Genomic DNA, 20,471 nt, shown 5'->3' on the forward strand with positions numbered 1-20,471 from the left:
GGAGGAGTTTGTAGCACCTGGCGCAACACAGAGAGAAGAGAGATTAAGAGGATTTTTGCGTCAGCTTTGGAATATTTTTTTATTTGGAAGTCCCTAAGCACTTGGTAAATGCCTCAGCCCTTGTGAATTGACCAACAGTCTCATAGAATTCGGGGGATATAAGCAAGCGAACAGGCTGAATTCATTAATGGTGACACCACAAGACGCAAGACAATACGCCCCAGCAACTGAGCGCAATCGCGAACCAATTCTAGAAGTACTTTTGCAGGTATTGCCTCAGAGTGGAACTATTTTAGAAATAGCAAGTGGTACTGGTGAACACGCAGTCTTTTTTGCGTCTAGGTTCAGGGATTGTCAGTGGCTACCGACAGATGTAAATTTCGAATCACGAGCCAGCATTATTGCATGGACTGAACACAATGTATGTGATAACGTTTATGCACCACTTGAGCTAGATGTTAGAGAACCAGTTTGGGCAGTGGAGAAAGAGGCAGTGACTCAGAGGCTGAATCTGGAGCCAATAGTCGCGATCGTCAACATGAATATGATTCACATTTCACCGTGGTCAGCTTGTCTAGGACTAATGGCAGGGGCAGGTCGGATCTTAACAGCAGGAGGAATCCTCTATTTATATGGGCCTTTTAAACAAGGTGGAAAACATACAGCAGCTAGTAATGCAGCTTTTGACGAATATTTACGTGGCCAAAACCAAGAATGGGGTGTGCGGAACTTAGAGGATGTAGTAGCAGCAGCTAGGGCAGAACATTTCATCTTGAAACAGATTTACCAAATGCCAGCAAATAATCTTTCAGTAGTCTTTGAACGTTCTGCTGATGAATGATTCCTGGAAATGGTTTTGGTGCAGACTCGAACATTTGGCAACAGATAACTTGATAGCAATCTGTTACGGCTATTGGCTATACTCACCGCGATCATCGTCAGGCAGATTTGAGAAATACCCTGCTGACATCGAAATACCAATATTTTCCGGCCCAAGTTGAGGAACTGCTTAAAAGATTAGCCGTCTAGGGTGAAGTAAAAGTGAATGGGCATTGGGTGTTGGGCAAAACAGTTCTGAGTGCTGAGTCAAGAATAAGATTCCCTACTCAGCACAGGCTAAACGCCCTGCTAACGCTAACAAGACTTAGCACTCATGAGGGAGGTATTGGGCATTAATTATTCTTCTGCTTCCTGCTCCCGTATGCTTACCCTTTTCATTCGGGGCTTACGTGGTTAACAATGGGTTGAATGTTTTTTAAGTGATTCAATCTTATGGCTAGAACTCCAAATGAATATTCCGTCTACCTCCTACTGGAAAGCGGCCACCGGGAAGAAGTACGTTTTCCTACTATTCAAGAGTTTCAGAAGTGGTATAGCGGCGAACTTGTGCCAAAATCTGCTTCTAATGACTTCATTAGTGTGCCGATCAAAAATATTCAAGGGGAATATATGGTAATCCGCCCTTCTCGGGTTGTGGCAATCCGGGTAGAACCCGTTTTTAGTTCCAGTGTTGAAAGATTCAACTAAATGATGAGAAAAACCCTTGCTTTCCTTTCCTTGAGTCTGGGAATCGCCCTTGTAAATCCTCTCTGGTCGGCTGTTGCTCAGGTTCCTAACTTACTACCGTTGCCAATACCGACTACTCCCGATCTCTCACCTATACCAATACCAATCACTCCTGAGATAACGCCACCGCTCAAACCAATCGCCATAGGAAGCGATTGTTCGCTTCGGCAAACCTGCTTGGGTTGGGACGATCAAATTTGGGGTAGAACAGGTGCTTCGCTTACCGGAGGCGATCGCAAAGCGCTATTGGCTTCCATTGATAACAGTCTGCTCTACCTAACAAAAGGTGACGCGATCGCAGCATATCAAAATTATCCTGTTAAGGAAATTACTCTCGATCGCGTCCGCCGGAGTTTGTTACGTTTCCGCCAACTAGTTGTCAGTTCTAAGTCAGCAGACCAATTACAAGCTGCTGTTCGCCGAGAGTTTGTCTTTTACCAGTCTGTAGGCAATGATGGCAAGGGTACTGTTAAATTCACTGCTTATTACGAACCTGTTTACACCGCTAGCCGTGTCAGGACTGCAATATATAAGTATCCCCTTTATCGGCTACCACCTGATTTCAGCCAATGGCCTAAACCCCATCCAAAACGAATTGATTTGGAAGGGAAGGATGGTTTACTAGGGAATAAGAGCCAGTTACACGGTTTAGAACTACTTTGGTTTCGCGATCGCTTCGACGCATACATGGTACATATCCAAGGTTCTGCCCAAATTAAATTAACTAATGGCAAAACAACATCTATTGGTTATGCAGGTGGAACTGATTACCCTTGGACTAGTATCGGCAAAGAACTAGCCAAAGATGGCAAAATGCCACTAAATGGATTGACACTGCCACGGATGATTGCTTATTTTCGGCAAAAACCCCACGAGTTGAGTAATTATCTGCCGCGCTGGGAACGATTTATTTTCTTCCAAGAAACTGGCGGAACCGGTGCTACAGGCAGTATTCATGTGCCAGTGACAGCAGAACGTTCTATTGCTACAGATAAGTCTCTCATGCCTCCGGGAGCGCTGGCACTGATTTACAACTCATTTCCCTATCCTGCTGGGCGTGGCAAACTAGAAAACCGTACCGTCAGCCGCTTTGTGCTTGACCAAGATACAGGAAGCGCCATCAAAGGCCCCGGCCGGGTGGATTATTTCATGGGGTCTGGTAAACTAGCAGGCGATCGCGCCGGCATCACAGGCGGTAATGGTTCACTATATTATTTGCTGCTCAAGGAATAACTATTGGGGACTGGGGACTAGGGAATAGTTTTCCCAATCTCCAATACCCAATACCCAATCCCCAGTCCCCAGTCCCCAGTCCCACCTAATACGGCGGATAAGCAAAATCATCTTCATCAGCATAAACGTAAGAGTTAGAAACTCCCGCCATTGCCAATTTAGGCGTTTCTGCTTTTACAGGTTCCTTCCCAAAATCTTTGTATTCTTCAAAAGTCTTACAAATCATTGCAGACTCAAGAGAATCTGAAGCAATTAAATATTCTGTTAAAGTCCCTACCGTCGGATGTTTGTAGTCTACAGTTGAAGCTACCAGAACAGTATTTGGTTCAATACCTCTTTCTTCACACTCGATTATCGGGCAAAAAATCCCGTGAGCATGAAACAAAGGGCCTTTTGGTGTCAATGGTTGCTTGCGGTAAATAGCATAAGCTTTTTCTAGTTCAGCAACGAATCCACTAACTACTTTGCCTTGTTGATATTCGCAGTAGGTTTTGCTGAAACTTGCTCCAGCAGCACCATTAAGAGTTAGTTGTAATGGTGATTCATGTAAAAACTTTTTATTTTCACCCACTATAAAAATTAGATAGCGAGTAAAGGTTTTAAATTTAAGTTTGTCTGCTAAAAAAGCATCATAATTTTCTTTGAGCGTACCCAGTTTTAGACCACTTTCCCGGTCTTTGACAGACAATGGCCCCCGACGCACTAAAACCAAGTTTGGAGTATTGCTAATAAAGACTGTTTCGACTCCAGAGCTAAATTCATGCTCTACTTGCTGCCAATTATCATCTGGTACAAAGCCGACAGTATTAGCATTATCTAGTTTAATCGCCAAACCGTGGGATTGCATACCATCTGTGCCATACCGAGGATTAATCATCTGACACCAGGGGATGACTTGAGAAGGCGGTGCATTGAATTTCTCGTCTTCAAAGTCGAAATTAGCAGATGCTTTCATCGTTTTAGGCTATCAAAGTGTTTTATTGAACAAGTTTATCGGCAGAACGCTGAATCCTGGGGAGCCAGAAGAAAAGCGTTGGTACGAGCATCACCCGTCCCTTGCTTGTCGCCCGTGCTGTCAAACTGGCATAGTAGTTTTTCCAGAGTAAGGCAGAATCAATCTATGTTGCAATCCCTGTTTCGTTTTGTAACAACAGATCAATGTTGTGTGCCAGCAGAAGTGGCTTAAGCGCTCCTAAAATACCGCTCTCCCAATCGATCAGGGTTCCGTAACAATCGAAAGTTAAAGCTTTATACTGACTGAAGTTAATCACCTTTTTATACTCCGAAGTTTGATTATTATATAGCGTTCAGTTCTCATAAACTATGGGTTAACCCATCTGCGTTGGCGCAGCCCGCCATAGGCATCGCTACATCCACATATTGTTGAAGTCTTTAGAGATTTCTGATATCAAAGTTTCAACTGCTAAAAGGTTGGCAAGGCGAAGTGTGAGGGTAGTTTGAACGTTACTTACTCCCTACTTTCGTAAAGCAGTGCTAAAAAATTTCTATGGTACTTATCTAAAAAAAGTAATATTGCTGAGTTTAGCGTGTGGGATAATGTTACTTCACAGGGGAAATTATTCCTAACAAGTATAGTTTGTATGCATCTTAAATTTCAGGACACACAAGCAAATACCACTGAACAATTAAACTCCACTGAACAGGAATTTCATAGCCAGCAATCTAGACCTTCTTCGGTAGCAGAGGTACTAGTTAAAATGCTAGGAGATATGGGAGTAGAGTATGCGTTTGGGGTTTCGGGAGGTGCGATCGCGCCAATATGGGCTGCATTACACCAAAGTTCCATGCAGGTGCTGCACTTTCGCCACGAAGCTGGAGCAGCTTTCGCAGCAATTGAGGCTTACTTTGCTAGCGATCGCCCAGTTGTGGTATTCACTACTACAGGGCCGGGGATCACCAACGCTTTGACAGGGTTGTTGGCTGCCCGTTGGGAGGGAGCTAAGGTAATTTTCGTATCAGCTTCGACCTCTTCACCACAGCGTGGTCGGTGGGCTTGTCAAGAAACTAGCACCTACACTATGCCTAGTGCAGGTATTTTTACTTCCGGGACAATATTCCATTATGCGACAACCCTCGAATCCAGCGATGAACTTCCAGAGGTTGCTCGCAGGATTGCTCTTGGTCTAGGACAACCAGGAGGATTTGTAGCTCATATCAGCATTCCGGCAAACATTCAGACAAGTTGTGTAAATACATCCTTACCACGAGTAACTTTGTCTCAGGCTGCGGCAACAGCAAGTGAGGAGACGATAGCCGAATGTGTTCACTTACTCTCTGAGGAGCCGTTTGCAATTTGGGTGGGCTTCGGGGCACGGGGTGCTGCAAAAGAGATTCGCCAGCTTGCTGAGAGAACAGGGGCTGCCGTAATGTGTTCACCACGAGCTAAGGGTATTTTTCCTGAAGATCATCCTCAGTTTGTAGGCGTTACCGGCTTTGGTGGGCATGAGTCTGTTTTCAGGTACATGAGAGAGCAACGTCCAAGGCGTATACTGGTGCTGGGAACACGTCTTGGCGAATTTACCTCCTTCTGGAACCCTGAGATGATTCCCAGGCAAGGCTTTTTACATGTTGACATCGACCCGGAAATACCGGGAACTGCATATCCATCTACTGAGACTTTTGCCATCCAGTCGGACGTGAGAATCTTCCTGAAGAGCCTGCTGAAGAACTTAAGAGAAAATACTGGCCGCTCACAAACAATAGTGCTGCCTCAGTTCAAACGCGATGTCATCAAGCCACGTGCGGTTGGTTTAGTGCGACCAGAACTGCTTATGAATGTGATTCAACAAGTGATTGTTGATAGAAGCAATGCAGTGGTAATGGCAGAGTCAGGTAACTCTTTTGCTTGGGTAATTCATCTGCTACGATTTACCACACCAAGTCGTTACCGGATCAGCAACGGATTTGGTTCTATGGGGCATTTTGTCACAGGTGTAGTAGGTGCTGCTTTGGCACGGAATGGCAAGGCTGTTGCCATTGTCGGAGATGGTGCCATGCTGATGAACAGCGAGGTAAACACGGCTGTAAAATATCAAATTCCTGCCGTCTGGATTGTACTCAATGATGGGCACTATAACATCTGCGAACAGGGGATAGCATATCTAGGATTCAATAATGTAGATGCAACGATTCCACAGGCAGATTTCGTCAAGATTGCTCAGGGAATGGGAGCAGAAGGTATTCGGGTTGAAAGGGAAGCTGAAGTTCAAGTAGCACTAGAAAAAGCGATCGCGGCGAACGGCCCATTTGTGGTTGATGTAATCATAGATCCCACCCAAATAGCACCCACTCAAAGTCGTAATCTAAGCCTGATTTTACAGGGCGCTACCAACTATTAAGATAAGATAACAGAGAATTTTTTATATGGTGCATTTCCCAGTAGGTATTCGCTCAGTTGCACTAAGTTTTCCAACTATTAGACGTACCAATAACTATTACGTAGAAAAGTACCCTGAGCTAATAGCTCAGACTGAACAAAAAGGACTGGCAAGGCTCTTTTCGTTGACTGGAAGCACTCCGAATAACGAGTTTGATCTGGAGATGCTGCCTTATCTTTCAGATCCATTTCGTGGTACTGTTGAGCGCTGGCTTCTTAGTCATGAGGAGTCCTCATTAACCTTGGAGTATCGCGCGGCAACAGATGCCTTGAATGCAGCTAAACTTTCAGTTAATGATATTGATTTGATGATTGTGGCCTCAGTTTGGCCTGAACAAATTGGATTTGGTAATGCCGCCTTTCTTGCCCGTAAACTCGGTCTTGTGGGTGCTGCATGGAATCTTGATGCAACCTGTGGGAGTACGCCAGTTGTACTTCAAACTGCCTCTGCTTTGGTACGAGCGGGAGAGTATCGCAATGTACTCGTAGTTATTTCGTGTTCGTACTCTCGCGTTTGTGACGAGCAAGATACTGTGTCTTGGTTTCTTGGTGATGGTGCTGGAGCCTTTGTAGTCAGTTCACTCGAAGGAAATCAGGGTATCCTGGGCACTAAGACAGTTCATACAGGTGCGCTGTGTGAAGTGGTATCTACTGATCTGACAAAGGATGAACAAGGAAATTCACGACTTCGCATACAGACTGGTAAGGATGCAAAGGCTCTACGCGAAACGGCTGCGGAGTTTCTTTCTATATGTTGTGAGGGTGCGATCGCATCTGCTGGTGTAACGTTAGAACAAATCGACTTTTTTCTTTTCAATACCCCTACTGCTTGGATGACACGTTTCTGCACCCGGCTACTGAGTATTAACCCAGAGCGCACTATCAATCTCTACCCTCTATATGCAAATATAGGGCCAGTACTGACTGTGGCAAATCTCTACCATGCTGCACATTTGGGTAAGATTCACGAAAATGACTTAGTTCTCATTTATGGTTCTGGTGCAGCAGGTGTTGCTTCTGCAAGCGTAATGCGCTGGGGTAATGTGGCGTTAGCCCCTCACCCTCTTGAAAGTTTTAAATTAGCTGAAAAAGTTCTCTAGAAAAGAGCGGAATTTTTCTCCTAGCATCTTTATAAATAAAGGAGTTAAGCGTGCAAAGACAAATTATTACAACAGGATTTTTACTATTATCTTTGATATTTCCACTCAAAGTATTAGCAAAGGATTATGACAATATTTACGTCTTTGGAGACAGTTTGTCTGATACCGGAAATGTATTTAATGCCACTAATGGAATTATTCCCCCAAGTCCAACCTACTATAATGGACGTTTTTCTAATGGCCCAATTTGGGTTGATTATCTTGCCTCCGATCTAGGATTAACATTAAATCTGAAAAATAACTTTGCTTTTGGTGGTGCGACTACGGGAACTAAGAATATTGGTTTGGCTACTTTACCAGGATTGCAGCAACAGATAAATAACTTTGTAGCAGGAAATGAAACTGCCGATCCTAATGCTCTATATATTATTTGGGCTGGCACTAATGACTACCTAAGTTATTTTTTCGATGGTGAGCCAAATCCTAGCAATGCAGTGGCAAATTTATCAACAGCGTTGACATCACTTGTTGCTGATGGCGCTAAAGATATCATGGTGGTCAACTTACCGGATTTGGGAAAATCGCCTTTTGCAAATTTCACTAGTCAACGTTCCAACTTATTCAGCACATTCAGCAGTGAACATAACTCTAGCTTGAATACAGAACTCCAAGTTTTGAGCCAACAATTAAGTTCCGATATCAATATTATAGAACTGAATGTTAATTCCCTATTTGATCGGATCGTTGCCGCTCCAGAGGAATTCGGTTTTACAAATTTTACTAACTCTTGCCTTAGCGAAGACTTATCAGTCGTGTCCATAGATATTCCCACACAACAAGTTTCCTGTAACCCTAAAGAATTTTTGTTTTGGGACGGAGTGCATCCTACAACTACTGCTCATAAGCTAATTGGAGAATTAGCATTCTCAGCACTTCAGCCAGTACCAGTACCTGAAGCATCTGCTGGATTAGGAATGCTAGCATACAGCATTTTAGGTGCAGTTTCGCTATTGAAACGCAAAATAAATAATTGAATTAGTACTTGTTCGCAATCTGGCTTGACTTTGTTTTATAATTTTAATATTAAGTCTCCTTTAATACTCAACTGCTCCTAGAGTTTTTAAAGTATCCTTCTGAGACTCAGTTAAGCCACTTATGCTAGTGATATTCATTCCCTCATAAGGATTTTTACTTTTCAAAGTTTTCAAACATTCACCTGTTTGTACATCCCAAATCTTAATTGTCTCATCTTCACTACAACTGACCACAGTTTGATCGTCAGAACTAAATGTGACTGACCAAACCCATCTAGTATGTCCTAATAAAGTTCTTAAACAGCTACCTGTGTTAACATCCCAAAGCTTAACTGTTTGGTCTCCACTACCACTTGCCAGTATACTACCATCCGAACTGAAAGCAACTGAATATACAGTATTTGTATGGTCTTGCAAAGTTATAATACACTGACCAGTACTGACATCCCAGAGTTTAATCGTTTGGTCTCCGCTACCGCTAGCTAGCATACCACCATCTGAACTGAAGCCAACTGCCCAAACCCATTCGGCATGACCTTGTAAAGTATGAAGGCATTTGCTAGTGCGAATATCCCAGAGTTTCACTGTTCCGTCATGACTACCACTAGCTAATACATGACTGTCAGGACTGAAGGTTACTGACCATGTTCTACCACTATGTTCTTGTAAAATATTAAGGCATTGACCAGTGGTGACACTCCATATTCTTATTGTTTGGTCATCGCTACCACTTGCCAAAAAATAGCTGTCAGCACTAAGAGTAACTGATGTAACTCGATTACTATGTCCTTTCAATATTTTAAGACATTTACTATTATTTATATCCCATATTCTTATTGTTTGATCTTCGCTACCACTAGCAATCAAGTGAGAATCAGGGCTAAAAACAACTGATGTAACTCTCCTATCATGTCCCCGGAAAATTTTGAGACACTTACCAGTAATAGCATCCCATACTGTCACTGTTTGGTCATTACTACCACTGGCAAGGAAATTACCGTTTGGGCTAACAGCAACTGACCATATCCCATTGTTGTAACCCTGGAAGGTCTTAATGCATCGACCAGTACTGATATTCCATAATTTTATAGTTTGATCGTCACTGCTACTAGCACAAATATTTTGATTTATACATATTGCTAACGACCATACCCTACTTTTATGTCCTTGTAGAGTTTTAAGGCATTGGCCAGTCACGAAATCCCATACCTTAACTGTTTGATCTTCACCGCAACTAACAAGAGTGCTACCATCGACGCTAAAGGTAACTGAATGTACCAAGTCTGTATGCCCCTGCAAAGTTTTAATACATTTACCAGTATTTGTGTTCCAAAGTTTAACTGTTTGGTCATGGCTAGCGCTAGCTAGTGTATTACCTTCAGGGCTGAAAGTGACTGAGTATACCCACTGAGTATGACCCTCTAAAGTGTGAATACATGAATTGCTGTTAATATCCCACAGCCTTACTTTATAGTCATCATTTCCACTTGCCAACACATCACCTTTTGGACTAAAGACAACAGACCAGACACTACAACCATCTTCCTGTAATGTTTTGAAACATTTGCCTGTACTGATATTCCACAGTTTCACTGTTTGGTCATCACTACCACTAGCAAGAACCTGATTGTCAGGACTAAAAGAGACTGAACGAACCCCACCACTATGACCCTCAAAAGTTTTTAAGCACTGACCAGTACTGGTATCCCACAGCTTTGTTGTTTGGTCATTACTGCCACTAGCAAGAACTTGACCGTCGGGACTAAAAGTAACTGACCAAACCCAACCAGTATGCCCCTTACAAGCCATAAGTTGCTGACTATTGGCAACTTCGTACAAGCGAATTTCTCCATTGGTATCACCAGTAGCTAAAAGTTTACCATTCGGGCTAAAGGCTACCGAAAAAATACCGCCGAAGGTTTCAATAAAAACACATTTAGCTAGATGGGCGTGAGCAAAATTTACATTATGCAACTTTATATGCTGCAAATCGGCTTGCCAAATAGTTAGATAAGAAAAATCATAACTGCTGAGATCAATTTCTAAATGACAAAGCAAGTTAAAGATATTTCCTGCTGTATAACTTTGTTCTAGAGGGGATATCTCTCGTAGCGTTGCTAAAATTTGAGCTAAGTGATTTTCGAGGTTTTTTTTACTTCTAAAGGCAGTAAGCAGCCCATCTATAACTGGTTTGACGATAAAGCGAATTTGAGTATCCCTAACATATTCTTTTGCTGTCGCTTTTGTTAGAGCTTTACTCCTAAATAAATAAATATTCTGAGTAAGAATCTCTTCACATACATGTTCTATCAAGTTAGTAGTTATATACTCCATAACTACAGGCTGGAGTGTAAAGAATGCTCCAGTTTTTCCAATCAGCGTAGGCGTATCTTTCTCGATTAGCGATCGCCTTCCTAAAGATTCTAAAGCCTCTAGTAATTTTGATTGTGCAACTGGTGAGGTAATATCATCTCGCAATTCTGAGAGTGTAACCGACTCACGATTAATCGCTAGCCAGTAGATAATATCCTTTTCTAAATCTGACAAGCGCTCAAACTGCTGCTCTAAAACATCACGAATATCGCCAAAAACAGCTGTGTCTTGTTGCAAAAATTCAGTGACATTACCACCAAAAATATCTTGAATGGTTGTAGCAACTATCTTTAGGGCCAGTGGATTGCCTGCGTAGCGCTCAATTATTACTTTCCATTCATCCTCTACCGCAGATAGCCCTTTGAGTTTTAAAATTTCTTGCCCTTCTGCTACCTTCAAACCACTTAATGGTAATGAGCGAACAGGTGTTGCTTGTCCTTCGAGTAATGCTACTTCTTTCGGTTTTTCCCGACTAGTCAGTATTAAGCAGCTTTGGTGAGTTGCTTCTCCTATCCGTCTAAAAAGCTCACCATATTCCTCATATCCTTCTCGATAGAGTCCAGCGCGGCTACCACTGCGAAGAATTGACTCTGCATTATCAAGGATTACCAAACAGCGATGATTTTGCAAATAATAGAGGAGTCTCGATACCCTATCGCTAAAGCTTTCTGGTAAATTGCTTTCTGTTTCCTGCTCGTCAGATAAGAATTGGATCAGGTTACTGAGAATAATTTTAACAGGTGGGGCTTCTCGTAGCGATCGCCAGATCACATACTCAAAGTTGTCCTGAATCTGTTGAGCAAGCTTTACAGACAGCGCCGTTTTCCCAATCCCTCCTATTCCTAATAGGGCGACCAATCGGCAGTGTTCATTAAGAATCCATTGCTCTAACGTAGTAAGTTCTTCAATACGTCCATAAAAAACTGAGTTAAAGATAGCTTCTCCCCAATCTAGACGATTATTTGAGCTTGAATAGTCACTTTTATCTATTTTTAAGTGAAAAACTGAAAAAAGCTTTTCAATAGTCTGTTTATCAACGCCTCCTTCCCGATTCAATACTTTCGAGATGGTAGCGGAATATAACCCAGAGCGGGCGCTCATTTCTTCAAGAGTATACCTGTTTCCAAAATTTTCTTTTGCCTCTGACTGATGCTTTGCTTCCTTAATTTTCTGCAACCCCTTGGTAGTCAGTGCAACGCCACGCTTGCGTCTCCAATTCTGTAAAGTCATGTATTAACTCACTATTGGTGTAACCACCTTTAACTAAAAGGAATTATCTACTAGGTTGCTGTAGATATGAGGTGATAGCCATAACAAACGAATAATCTCATATTGCAGAAGATTGAAAACACATATATTACCAAAATATTTACTGATAAAAACCACCTTTGACAATCCAATCGTCTCAGGAATTCAATATCGCTTGCTCAACAGACAATCTGGTTTGTGGGGCATTGCTGACATAAGCTCTTTAGCCAAAAGCTTCTAGCATCACAGATAATGGTATATTCCGTGTAGTCCCAGGTATTTAATACCTTAGCTTCTCAGTAATATATTCGGGTGTAAAGCTTAAGTTCAATCTCAAAATCTCGATTTTCACTGGTAAAGGTAGTTCAGAATTGGCAATCTTAATAAAGAAAGTTTGTATATATCTAGACTATCAATCAATGAATAAAACTGCTGCACTTAAATCTCCCCGCTTGGCAACCTCCACTAAAAAAAGGGCGCTTAAGCGAATTACCTTAAACTTGACATCAGATGAAGCCCAGAACCTTGAAAAGTATTGTGAACAGACAGGCAGTCCAGCAATAGATGTGATTCGGAAACTCATTCAAGCTTTACCTTGACCTGATTTCTCACGCCAAGTCTGAAAAGTCCTAGTCCAGAAGAGTCATAGTTAAAGTAGAATGTAAATTTTGATAAGGGTTTTCAACTTTACTCTATTGAACTCACATTCCTATTAGCGCTCTTTTTTCTATCTGAAAAAATAAAACATTTATAGATTGGTTTGAACAAAGTGAAACCCAACACAATCAAGTATTCTTGGTGTTGGGTTTCACTTTGTTCAAAAGCCACTTAGTTGTCAACCAGTTTTACTCACCTCAAGAACCAAAATTGCGTTGGCAGAATATTTCTTTATATCGTTCTAATTAGATTCATAATTGAAACTCAATTGCAATAAGTTTCAACTTAATAACGTGCAGAAAAGCCTTAACCTAAATTTGTACTAAGTTTAACTCAACCTTTGCTTACGCTGTATGCCTTAGTAAGAAGATTGTGTAGTAACTATAGCATCATACTGTATTACTGTCGGGTTTTAGATGTATTGTTGCCATTAACCCAAAGCTACAAGTCAAATTGGAGGTTCTTACGAGTTGCTATTTACTCCATTAAGGCTCGGAAATTTATGAGACTGCAACCGATCCAATTACGTATGCTCTGAGCCAAATTCACTTGAGCGTAGACTCATGAGACGCATAGATGCAGTTTGCATAGCTTAAAACCAGGTGTCTACGTCAACAGCATGATATCTGCATATTTTCTGTGGAGTTTTCTTAACTATTCTTGAGGAGTACAAATGCTTGAGGCTATCGCTGTTGCTTGGTTATTACTGTTTTTTGGCGATTTTCTATCTACATTCCTTTACCACGTACCTGAACACGTTTTTGGTGGCCTTCATTTAAAAACGCACCACTCCTGGAAAAAAGACTTCCGCCACTACGCTATTTTGACTTTTAATCCCCAGGTTCTTTTAGATGGTATCTTGGGAGCTTTTCCTTATTTACTCATAGCAGTAGTCTTGTGGTCTTTCTCTCCCATTGGCGTTATCTCTGGATTACTGTTTGGTCAGTTTCATGTCTGGTGGAGACACATAAGTGTATTGGGTTGGCAAACTTCAAAGCCTGTAAATATTTTATGCCAAATTTTATTTATTACTACTCCTGAGAGACACTGGTTACATCATCACAAAACTAATTTAGGTTTCGGTGATATTTTCACCTTCTTTGAACAACCTGCACAAATGTGGTTACGCTGGCTTCGGCTACTCAGACTTCGTTTTCGTTACTCTCGAATCTAACTGAAGCTACTGCTTATCTAAATACTTTTTAAAAGTCCGAGAAGAAGCTGCGATTGCAGCTTCTTTTTGTCCGCTATTGATATTTTGCCAGAGAAGAGATTATTCCAGTCTCAGAAATGCACTAGTAATAAGAAACATCAATTGACAATAGATTTAAATCTATGCGTTTATCGAATTATTAAAGTTTTATTTATCAAAGTCCCCCTTTTTAAGGGGAGCCACTGCGGTCTTGGGGTCTCCCCAAGTGATCTTGTGGCGTGGACTTAGAGGGATATAGAACGTTTTGATACCTACAATAAGACTTTTCAAACAACCTCTAAGGAACCTATATAAGTAGGTCGGTGTAAATAATTATCGTTTGGATAAGGCAGGGGAAAAAGGGTTTGAGCCTTATTTACTTTTCTTTACACAGTTTGGTTTTATTGTGCCCACTTACTTAAGGAGTTTCAAGGTATCTGCTACTGCTCAACTTGCTGTTATATCGTCAACGTTTTTGGGAAAACTAGTCTTAATCTTAATTAGTAAATTATTATATCCCTAGATTTTTATGACAATTCCTCTCTTTTCCAAAGATGCTCGGCGTAGCTTGTTTATCCATTCGCGGAGCGTCCCGCAGGGAAGGGGCGAAGAAGGCAGGAGGCAGAAGGAGCAAATGAGTAGGGGATTCGACCCCTACTTATTTGAAGCTACTGTTGCATTAGCTTTCCGTAGAGTACGAGAACTCAGTGGCGGTCTTGAACTCTTACTGCTTCTGCCTCCTGCCTTCATTGATAAAGTTAATAACTCGGTTAGCTTGAATGCGGTCAATTTGCAACCTACTGCTTATGAGGTGTTTTATGCCCGCAGTTAGCCTCAGAAAAATGCTCAACAAAAAAGAGTTGCCATCTCTCCTTAATAACTTAGTCCACCAGTTCAACATTGCGGTTGATGTTGAACTGATAGACGGTACGAAACTAATTAGCATTGGGGAGCGAACTAAGGAAAATCGATATCCAATCGAGGTTTCAGGAGAAATCATCGGTTGGGTTGTTGGCGGAGAACAGACAATTATACTTGCAACTTTGCTTTCATTGCTGGCAAAGCAGGAAGCTGAGAAGAAAGTACTGGCCATAGAATTGTTAGAACGATATCAGGAAATTGATTTGTTTGAGGATATCTCAACTCAACTCACAACAAGTTTAGATACGCGACAGATTGCCCCACTCGTGCTTCAAGAATTGAGCCAATTAATTGAATCATCTGCGGGGATGATTCTGCTCCTGAGTCCTGATGCAACTGCGTTTGAAATCATTGCCGAATTTGGAGTGTTTTTTGACGATAGTCAGCCGGAACCGGGCAAGGGAATTATTGGCAACATTGTGCAATCCAACCGGGCAGAACTCATCAATGATGTGCAAGCCGATCCTCGATTAGATAGGCAAAAGAACGTTAGCGCCATGATTTGTGTACCGCTAAGAGCCAAGGAGCGGGTACTGGGAGCGATCGCAATTGGCGCATCCCAAACCGACTCATACAAAGCCGAACACCTCAAGCTTGTGAGTATCTTTGCCTCTCAAACAGCGATCGCTATTGACAAAGCTTTACTTTACGAACAAAGCACTCAAGCAGCCCTCCAAGCAAAAGCCCAGACACAGAAGCTTCAGCAAGCTCTCCATGAGTTGCAATTAGCCCAAACTCAGTTGATCCAAAGCGAAAAAATGTCCAGTCTAGGGCAACTCATTGCTGGAGTTGCCCACGAAATCAACAACCCAGTTAACTTTATTTGCGGCAACTTGAAGTATGTTGCCGAATACGCCCAAGACTTGTTACACCTGTTGGAAAAGTATCAGAAATTTCTACCTGTTGCTCCTCCAGAACTGGAATCACAGTTGGAAAATATAGACCTGGAATTTATCATGCAGGATTTCCCCAAACTGCTAGATTCGATGAAACTGGGCACAGATCGCATCGTCGAAATTGTCCAATCTCTGAAAAACTTCTCCCGCCATGACGAAGCTGAAATGAAAGCCGTCAACATCCACGATGGTATTGACGGAACGCTAATGATTCTTCACCATCGCGTGAAAGCAGATGTTCATCGTCCGGCAATTGAAATCGTTAAAGACTATGCAAAACTTCCCCTGATTGAATGTTATCCCGGACAGTTGAATCAGGTGTTTATGAACATCCTGGCAAATGCCATTGATGCTTTGGAAGAAGGGATGGAAAATTCAGGAGTCAAAAGTAGTCCTCAAATAACGATTCGTACCAGAGCTATTGACCAACAGTGCATTGTAATTCGCATTGCTGACAACGGCCCAGGCATGAAGGAGGAGGTAATCCACCGCATTTACGATCCCTTCTTCACCACGAAAGATGTTGGTAAAGGAACCGGGCTAGGCATGGCAATCAGCTACCAAATTGTTGTAGACAAACATGGGGGAATGCTTAAGTGTCGTTCTCAACCAGGTGAAGGCACAGAATTCTGGATTCAGATTCCGTTAAATTGTGCATTGGTGGACGCTACTGAAGAACAAATGCCAATTTTCACAACGGAATCATCCTCCATTCCTGATACCGACGGCTTCATTCCATCAACAGCTCCAAAACTCAAACCGACGGATTTGCTGATCCGCCATACTCAATTGATCCAGCGACTTTCACAGCACAGTCCAGATGTAGAAGGTGCATCACCCGATCAAATTTACCAGATGTTCCAACGCAACCCAATTTCGTTAAAGCTTTACGCCACTTTGTTGTCTTGGTTCTGTTGTTCTAACCCTAACGAAATACGCCACTAGAGAAACCTCAACCATGTTTAAGCAATTTGATGAATACAACAGTCAGCTATTTGAACAATGTCCTGTTGGGCTAGCACTATGCCGAATAGATGGGACATTAATTAACATCAACCCCGCCTATGCTGCCATTTTAGGGCGTACTGTTCCAGAAACCATGAATCTTACTTACTGGGAGATTACCCCAGAAAAATATGCTGCTACGGAGCAATCTAGCCTAGAAGACTTGGAACGAACTGGTCGCTATGGGCCTTATGAGAAGGAGTACATCCACAAAGATGGGTACTTGGTTCCAGTTAGGTTATCTGGACTGATGATTGAGAAAGATGGGGAGCGCCTGATCTGGTATAGTGTAGAGGACATCACCGACCTTCGACGCGCCCAGCAGGAACGCCAATATAGTGAACAAAACCTGAAACAGAGTGAAGCCCGATACCGCTCAGTGGTGACAGCTACTACACAAATTGTTTGGGTAAGCACACCAGAAGGAATTTGCTTTGACATGGTAAGCTGGGTAGCCTATACAGGTCAAAGTCTAGCTGAAACGGAAAATGGGGGCTGGATTGATGCCGTTCATCCCGAAGATCGCGATCGCACAGCCGAAGTCTGGGGTGCAGCCGTGGCGAACCGCAGCCTCTACCAAATTGAATACCGAATTCGTAGCAAGGATGGCAACTATCGCTACTTCTGGGTTTGTGGTACCCCCGTCCTAGAAGAAGACGGCAGTGTTCGGGAGTGGATTGGCACCTGCACAGATATTCACGATCGCAAGGTGGCAGAAGCCCAAAAACAGTATATCGAGCAACGGTATCTCTCATTAGTAACTGCCACTTCCCAAATGGTCTGGACGACATCGCCGGAAGGAATGGTGAACTCGGAAATAGTCGGTTGGGAGGCATATACAGGTCAGAGTGTAGCCGAAATGTTGGGCTGGGGCTGGTTGGATGTCATACATCCCGATGACCGTGCCAACAGTGCTGAAGTTTGGAGTGCTGCTGTGGCGAACCGGAGTCTTTATCAAACTGAATATCAAGTTCGTGCCAAAGACGGCACTTATCGCTACTTTTTTGTCAATGCAGTTCCTGTTTTGGAAGCAGATGGCAGCATTCGAGAGTGGGTTGGCACTTCCACTGATATTCACGATCGCAAGCTAGGAGAACAAACTCTGCAACGAAGCGAACAAAGGTTTCGTTCTCTGGTAACAGCCAGTTCACAAATTGTCTGGGTGGCTACGCCTGAAGGACTGGCGGTGAGCCATGAAATGCCTACCTGGTTAGCGTACACAGGTCAAAGTGCGAAGGAAGTCGAGGGTTTGGGCTGGCTCGATCCAATTCACCCCGATGACCGTACCCACACAGCCCTTGCCTGGAATGCTGCTGTGGCAAATCAGAGTCTCTTTCAAACCGAATATCGATTTCGTGCCAAAGACGCTAGCTACCGCCACTTTTTTGTCTGTGGTGCCCCCGTCTTTGAAGAAGACGGCAGCGTCCGAGAATGGATTGGCACCTGCACTGATATTCAAGATCGCAAATTAGCAGAAGCTGAAAATCAACGTTTATTAGATATGTTGAATCATTCCAGCGATGCCATCATCGTCCGCGACATGAGCGACAAAATCTCTCACTGGAATCAGGGTGCCGAAAGACTCTACGGTTGGACGCGTGAAGAAGTGAAAGACCAATGCATTCACATATTTATCAAAAAAACCTTTCCCAAACCAAAAGCAGAAATCATCGCAGAGTTATTAGAGCAAGGTAATTGGGAAGGAGAAGTGCAACATCTCACCCATGATGGCAAACTGATTATCGTCCAGAGCCGATGGACTCTGCAACGAGACATGGATGGTCAGCCCTGCGCGGTGCTGGAAATTAATACCGATATCACTGCCCGCAAAGAAGCAGAAATCGCTCTGCGGCAACTGAATCAAAAATTGGAAGCCAGAGTTATAGAGCGGACAGCTGCCCTGCAAAATACCTTAGCAGAAGCCCAGGGATTAAATGCCATTTTAGATAACTTAGCAGATGGTTTGTTAGTGGTAGACACCGCAGGACAAATTACCCACTTCAATCCTGCCTTTTTAGGTATGTATGAATTGACAGCTACCATCGTCAATGGTCACTACTTAGAACTCCCGATATCTGGTTTAGCAGAACTGGTTACACGAACTCAGTCCCATCCTGGAGAAGTATTTTCTGCCGAAGTTGCACTGACAAAGGAACGCATTGGTCAAGCAGTGGCGACCGCCATTTTCAAAAAGACGGTAGATGAGGAACCCTCTGCTTGCTTCGGTTCAGCGTTGCTGATTCGGGATGTGACGGCAGAAAAAGAGATTGACAAGATGAAGACCGACTTCATCTCAACGGTTTCCCACGAACTGCGAACACCACTAACTTCTGTTCTCGGTTTTGCATCAATCATTAAAGAAAAGCTAGAAACCGATGTCTTCCCAATAATTTCTACCGAAGACCGCAAGCTTCAGAAAACCATCAAGCGGGTAGGTGACAATCTCAACATTATTGTGTCGGAAGCAGAACGCCTTACGTCTTTGATTAACGATGTCCTAGATATTGCCAAGATGGAAGCAGGTAAGGTGGAATGGCAGATGCAGCCTCTCGATCCCAGTGAATTAATCCATTGGGCAGCCAATTCTACCGCCGGATTGTTTGAAACCAATGGCTTGCAGTTAGTTAGCGAGATTGAATCTGGATTGCCTCAGATAATAGGCGATCGCAATCGGTTGCTGCAAGTTTTAATCAATCTGATTTCCAATGCCGTTAAATTTACCGAATCTGGCTGTGTTACCTGCCGCGTCAAACAAGAAGACGAAGGTGTTTGTATCAGCATAATCGATACAGGTATTGGTATTGCACCTGAAGATCAGCCAAAAGTGTTCGAGAAATTCCGGCAAGTTGGCGACACCCTCACCGACAAACCCAAAGGCACAGGCTTAGGACTGCCCATCTGTAAACAAATCGTCGATCATCACGGCGGTAGAATTTGGGTTGAAAGTGAACCAGGTAACGGTAGCATATTCTCCTTCATCATTCCCACCTACACCAGCGATCCAAAAACCACTACTAATCTGAATTTGGATACCCTAGTCAAACAACTCAAAGAACACGTCATCACCACAAAAACCGTACTAAACGAAAACCGTAAAACCATTTTGGTTGTGGATGATGACGCTAACATTCGGGAATTGCTTCGTCAACAACTGGAAAACGAAGGCTACAACGTTCGGGAAGGAAAGGACGGTGTAGATGCAATTCATCAAATCAAAACAGCCCGTCCCGATTTGATTCTCTTGGACGTAATGATGCCCCAAATCAATGGTTTTGATGTGGCAGCCGTTCTTAAAAATGATCCTCAGACCGCAGACATCCCGATCATTATTTTGTCAATTATTGAAAACAAAGAACGGGGCTACCATATTGGTATCGATCGCTATCTCACTAAGCCCATTAACACAGAAAAACTTCTCAGCGAAATAGGCTCACTACTTTATCAGGGTACTTCTAGTAAAAAGGTATTGGTTGTAGATAAAAATGCATCAGCCTTAAAAACTCTATCGGATGTACTGCAAGCTCAAGGATACAACGTGATTGAAGCCTCCAATCCGCAAGAATGCATCAATAAAGCTTTGTCAGCCAAACCTGACATGATCATCATCGATTCTTTCTTTTCTCAAGAAGCCGATTTGGTGAAAACCCTACGCTTTGAGAAGGAATTGGAAAATGTATTTTTTATTATGCTGTCCGATCAGTAATTGCTTCTACTGGGGACTGGGGGACTGGGGGACAAGGGGACAAAGAGAATACCCAATTCCCAATTCCCAATTCCCAATTCCCAATTCCCAATTCCCAATTCCCAATTCCCAATTCCCAATTCCCAATTCCCAATTCCCAATTCCCA

General features: G+C 42.9%; 13 protein-coding genes. 11 read left to right on the plus strand and 2 right to left on the minus strand.

What is annotated here, in order from left to right; all coding sequences use genetic code 11:
* Positions 1 to 187: 187 nt before the first annotated feature.
* The 3 genes from V7K55_RS09750 (at position 188) to mltA (ending at position 2,799) form a co-directional block, all read left to right on the plus strand.
* Complete coding sequence (locus V7K55_RS09750; RefSeq protein ID WP_334830612.1) at positions 188 to 841, plus strand: DUF938 domain-containing protein; 654 nt, start codon at positions 188 to 190, stop codon at positions 839 to 841.
* A gap of 431 nt (positions 842 to 1,272) precedes the next feature.
* Positions 1,273 to 1,527 carry a hypothetical protein gene (locus V7K55_RS09755; RefSeq protein ID WP_094333088.1) on the plus strand — a complete coding sequence of 85 codons (255 nt, stop codon included), beginning with the start codon at positions 1,273 to 1,275 and terminating at the stop codon, positions 1,525 to 1,527.
* A gap of 3 nt (positions 1,528 to 1,530) precedes the next feature.
* The gene (mltA, locus tag V7K55_RS09760) at positions 1,531 to 2,799 is read left to right on the plus strand and encodes a murein transglycosylase A (RefSeq protein ID WP_334830634.1); all 1,269 of its coding nucleotides are present in this window, start codon (positions 1,531 to 1,533) and stop codon (positions 2,797 to 2,799) included.
* 85 nt (positions 2,800 to 2,884) lie between these two features.
* Here the strand turns inward: mltA and V7K55_RS09765 are convergent, their stop codons facing one another.
* Complete coding sequence (locus V7K55_RS09765) at positions 2,885 to 3,754, minus strand: DUF5895 domain-containing protein (RefSeq protein WP_334830615.1); 870 nt, start codon at positions 3,752 to 3,754, stop codon at positions 2,885 to 2,887.
* Positions 3,755 to 4,400: 646 nt separating this feature from the next.
* On the opposite strand from V7K55_RS09765, the gene V7K55_RS09770 reads away from it, so the two are divergent.
* From V7K55_RS09770 to V7K55_RS09780, 3 genes are read left to right on the plus strand one after another with little or no spacing between them, the layout of a single operon-like run.
* Positions 4,401 to 6,158: a ScyA-related TPP-binding enzyme gene (locus V7K55_RS09770; protein WP_334830618.1), complete on the plus strand. Its 1,758-nt coding sequence runs from the start codon at positions 4,401 to 4,403 to the stop codon at positions 6,156 to 6,158.
* Positions 6,159 to 6,183: 25 nt separating this feature from the next.
* The gene (locus V7K55_RS09775) at positions 6,184 to 7,296 is read left to right on the plus strand and encodes a 3-oxoacyl-ACP synthase III family protein (RefSeq protein ID WP_334830620.1); all 1,113 of its coding nucleotides are present in this window, start codon (positions 6,184 to 6,186) and stop codon (positions 7,294 to 7,296) included.
* A gap of 50 nt (positions 7,297 to 7,346) precedes the next feature.
* Positions 7,347 to 8,330 carry an SGNH/GDSL hydrolase family protein gene (locus V7K55_RS09780; protein ID WP_334830622.1) on the plus strand — a complete coding sequence of 328 codons (984 nt, stop codon included), beginning with the start codon at positions 7,347 to 7,349 and terminating at the stop codon, positions 8,328 to 8,330.
* Positions 8,331 to 8,390: 60 nt separating this feature from the next.
* On the opposite strand, the gene V7K55_RS09785 is transcribed toward V7K55_RS09780, so the two are convergent.
* Positions 8,391 to 11,933 (minus strand): NB-ARC domain-containing protein, encoded by a 3,543-nt coding sequence (locus tag V7K55_RS09785; protein WP_334830624.1) that lies wholly within the window; start codon positions 11,931 to 11,933, stop codon positions 8,391 to 8,393.
* Between the two features lie 437 nt (positions 11,934 to 12,370).
* On the opposite strand from V7K55_RS09785, the gene V7K55_RS09790 reads away from it, so the two are divergent.
* The 5 genes from V7K55_RS09790 (at position 12,371) to V7K55_RS09810 (ending at position 20,325) form a co-directional block, all read left to right on the plus strand.
* Positions 12,371 to 12,550 (plus strand): CopG family transcriptional regulator, encoded by a 180-nt coding sequence (locus tag V7K55_RS09790; RefSeq protein WP_094332843.1) that lies wholly within the window; start codon positions 12,371 to 12,373, stop codon positions 12,548 to 12,550.
* A gap of 731 nt (positions 12,551 to 13,281) precedes the next feature.
* Positions 13,282 to 13,782: a fatty acid hydroxylase gene (locus tag V7K55_RS09795; RefSeq protein WP_334830626.1), complete on the plus strand. Its 501-nt coding sequence runs from the start codon at positions 13,282 to 13,284 to the stop codon at positions 13,780 to 13,782.
* Positions 13,783 to 14,329: 547 nt separating this feature from the next.
* Positions 14,330 to 14,632: a hypothetical protein gene (locus V7K55_RS09800; RefSeq protein WP_334830628.1), complete on the plus strand. Its 303-nt coding sequence runs from the start codon at positions 14,330 to 14,332 to the stop codon at positions 14,630 to 14,632.
* Positions 14,619 to 16,562, plus strand: a complete 1,944-nt coding sequence (locus tag V7K55_RS09805; RefSeq protein ID WP_334830630.1) for a GAF domain-containing sensor histidine kinase — start codon at positions 14,619 to 14,621, stop codon at positions 16,560 to 16,562. The genes V7K55_RS09800 and V7K55_RS09805 overlap by 14 nt, the downstream gene beginning before the upstream one ends.
* A gap of 13 nt (positions 16,563 to 16,575) precedes the next feature.
* Positions 16,576 to 20,325: a PAS domain S-box protein gene (locus V7K55_RS09810; protein WP_334830632.1), complete on the plus strand. Its 3,750-nt coding sequence runs from the start codon at positions 16,576 to 16,578 to the stop codon at positions 20,323 to 20,325.
* The last annotated feature ends 146 nt before the right edge of the window (positions 20,326 to 20,471 follow it).

Source organism: Nostoc sp. (genome assembly GCF_036919895.1).
Classification (GTDB): Bacteria; Cyanobacteriota; Cyanobacteriia; order Cyanobacteriales; family Nostocaceae; genus Nostoc.

Coding starts and splice junctions, on each gene's coding strand:
- V7K55_RS09770 (WP_334830618.1), top strand. CDS start 4,401: ATGCATCTTAAATTTCAGGACACACAAGCAAATACCACTGAACAATTA.
- V7K55_RS09800 (WP_334830628.1), top strand. CDS start 14,330: ATGACAATTCCTCTCTTTTCCAAAGATGCTCGGCGTAGCTTGTTTATC.
- mltA (WP_334830634.1), top strand. CDS start 1,531: ATGAGAAAAACCCTTGCTTTCCTTTCCTTGAGTCTGGGAATCGCCCTT.
- V7K55_RS09795 (WP_334830626.1), top strand. CDS start 13,282: ATGCTTGAGGCTATCGCTGTTGCTTGGTTATTACTGTTTTTTGGCGAT.
- V7K55_RS09805 (WP_334830630.1), top strand. CDS start 14,619: ATGCCCGCAGTTAGCCTCAGAAAAATGCTCAACAAAAAAGAGTTGCCA.
- V7K55_RS09785 (WP_334830624.1), bottom strand. CDS start 11,933: ATGACTTTACAGAATTGGAGACGCAAGCGTGGCGTTGCACTGACTACC.
- V7K55_RS09775 (WP_334830620.1), top strand. CDS start 6,184: ATGGTGCATTTCCCAGTAGGTATTCGCTCAGTTGCACTAAGTTTTCCA.
- V7K55_RS09755 (WP_094333088.1), top strand. CDS start 1,273: ATGGCTAGAACTCCAAATGAATATTCCGTCTACCTCCTACTGGAAAGC.
- V7K55_RS09750 (WP_334830612.1), top strand. CDS start 188: ATGGTGACACCACAAGACGCAAGACAATACGCCCCAGCAACTGAGCGC.
- V7K55_RS09810 (WP_334830632.1), top strand. CDS start 16,576: ATGTTTAAGCAATTTGATGAATACAACAGTCAGCTATTTGAACAATGT.
- V7K55_RS09790 (WP_094332843.1), top strand. CDS start 12,371: ATGAATAAAACTGCTGCACTTAAATCTCCCCGCTTGGCAACCTCCACT.
- V7K55_RS09765 (WP_334830615.1), bottom strand. CDS start 3,754: ATGAAAGCATCTGCTAATTTCGACTTTGAAGACGAGAAATTCAATGCA.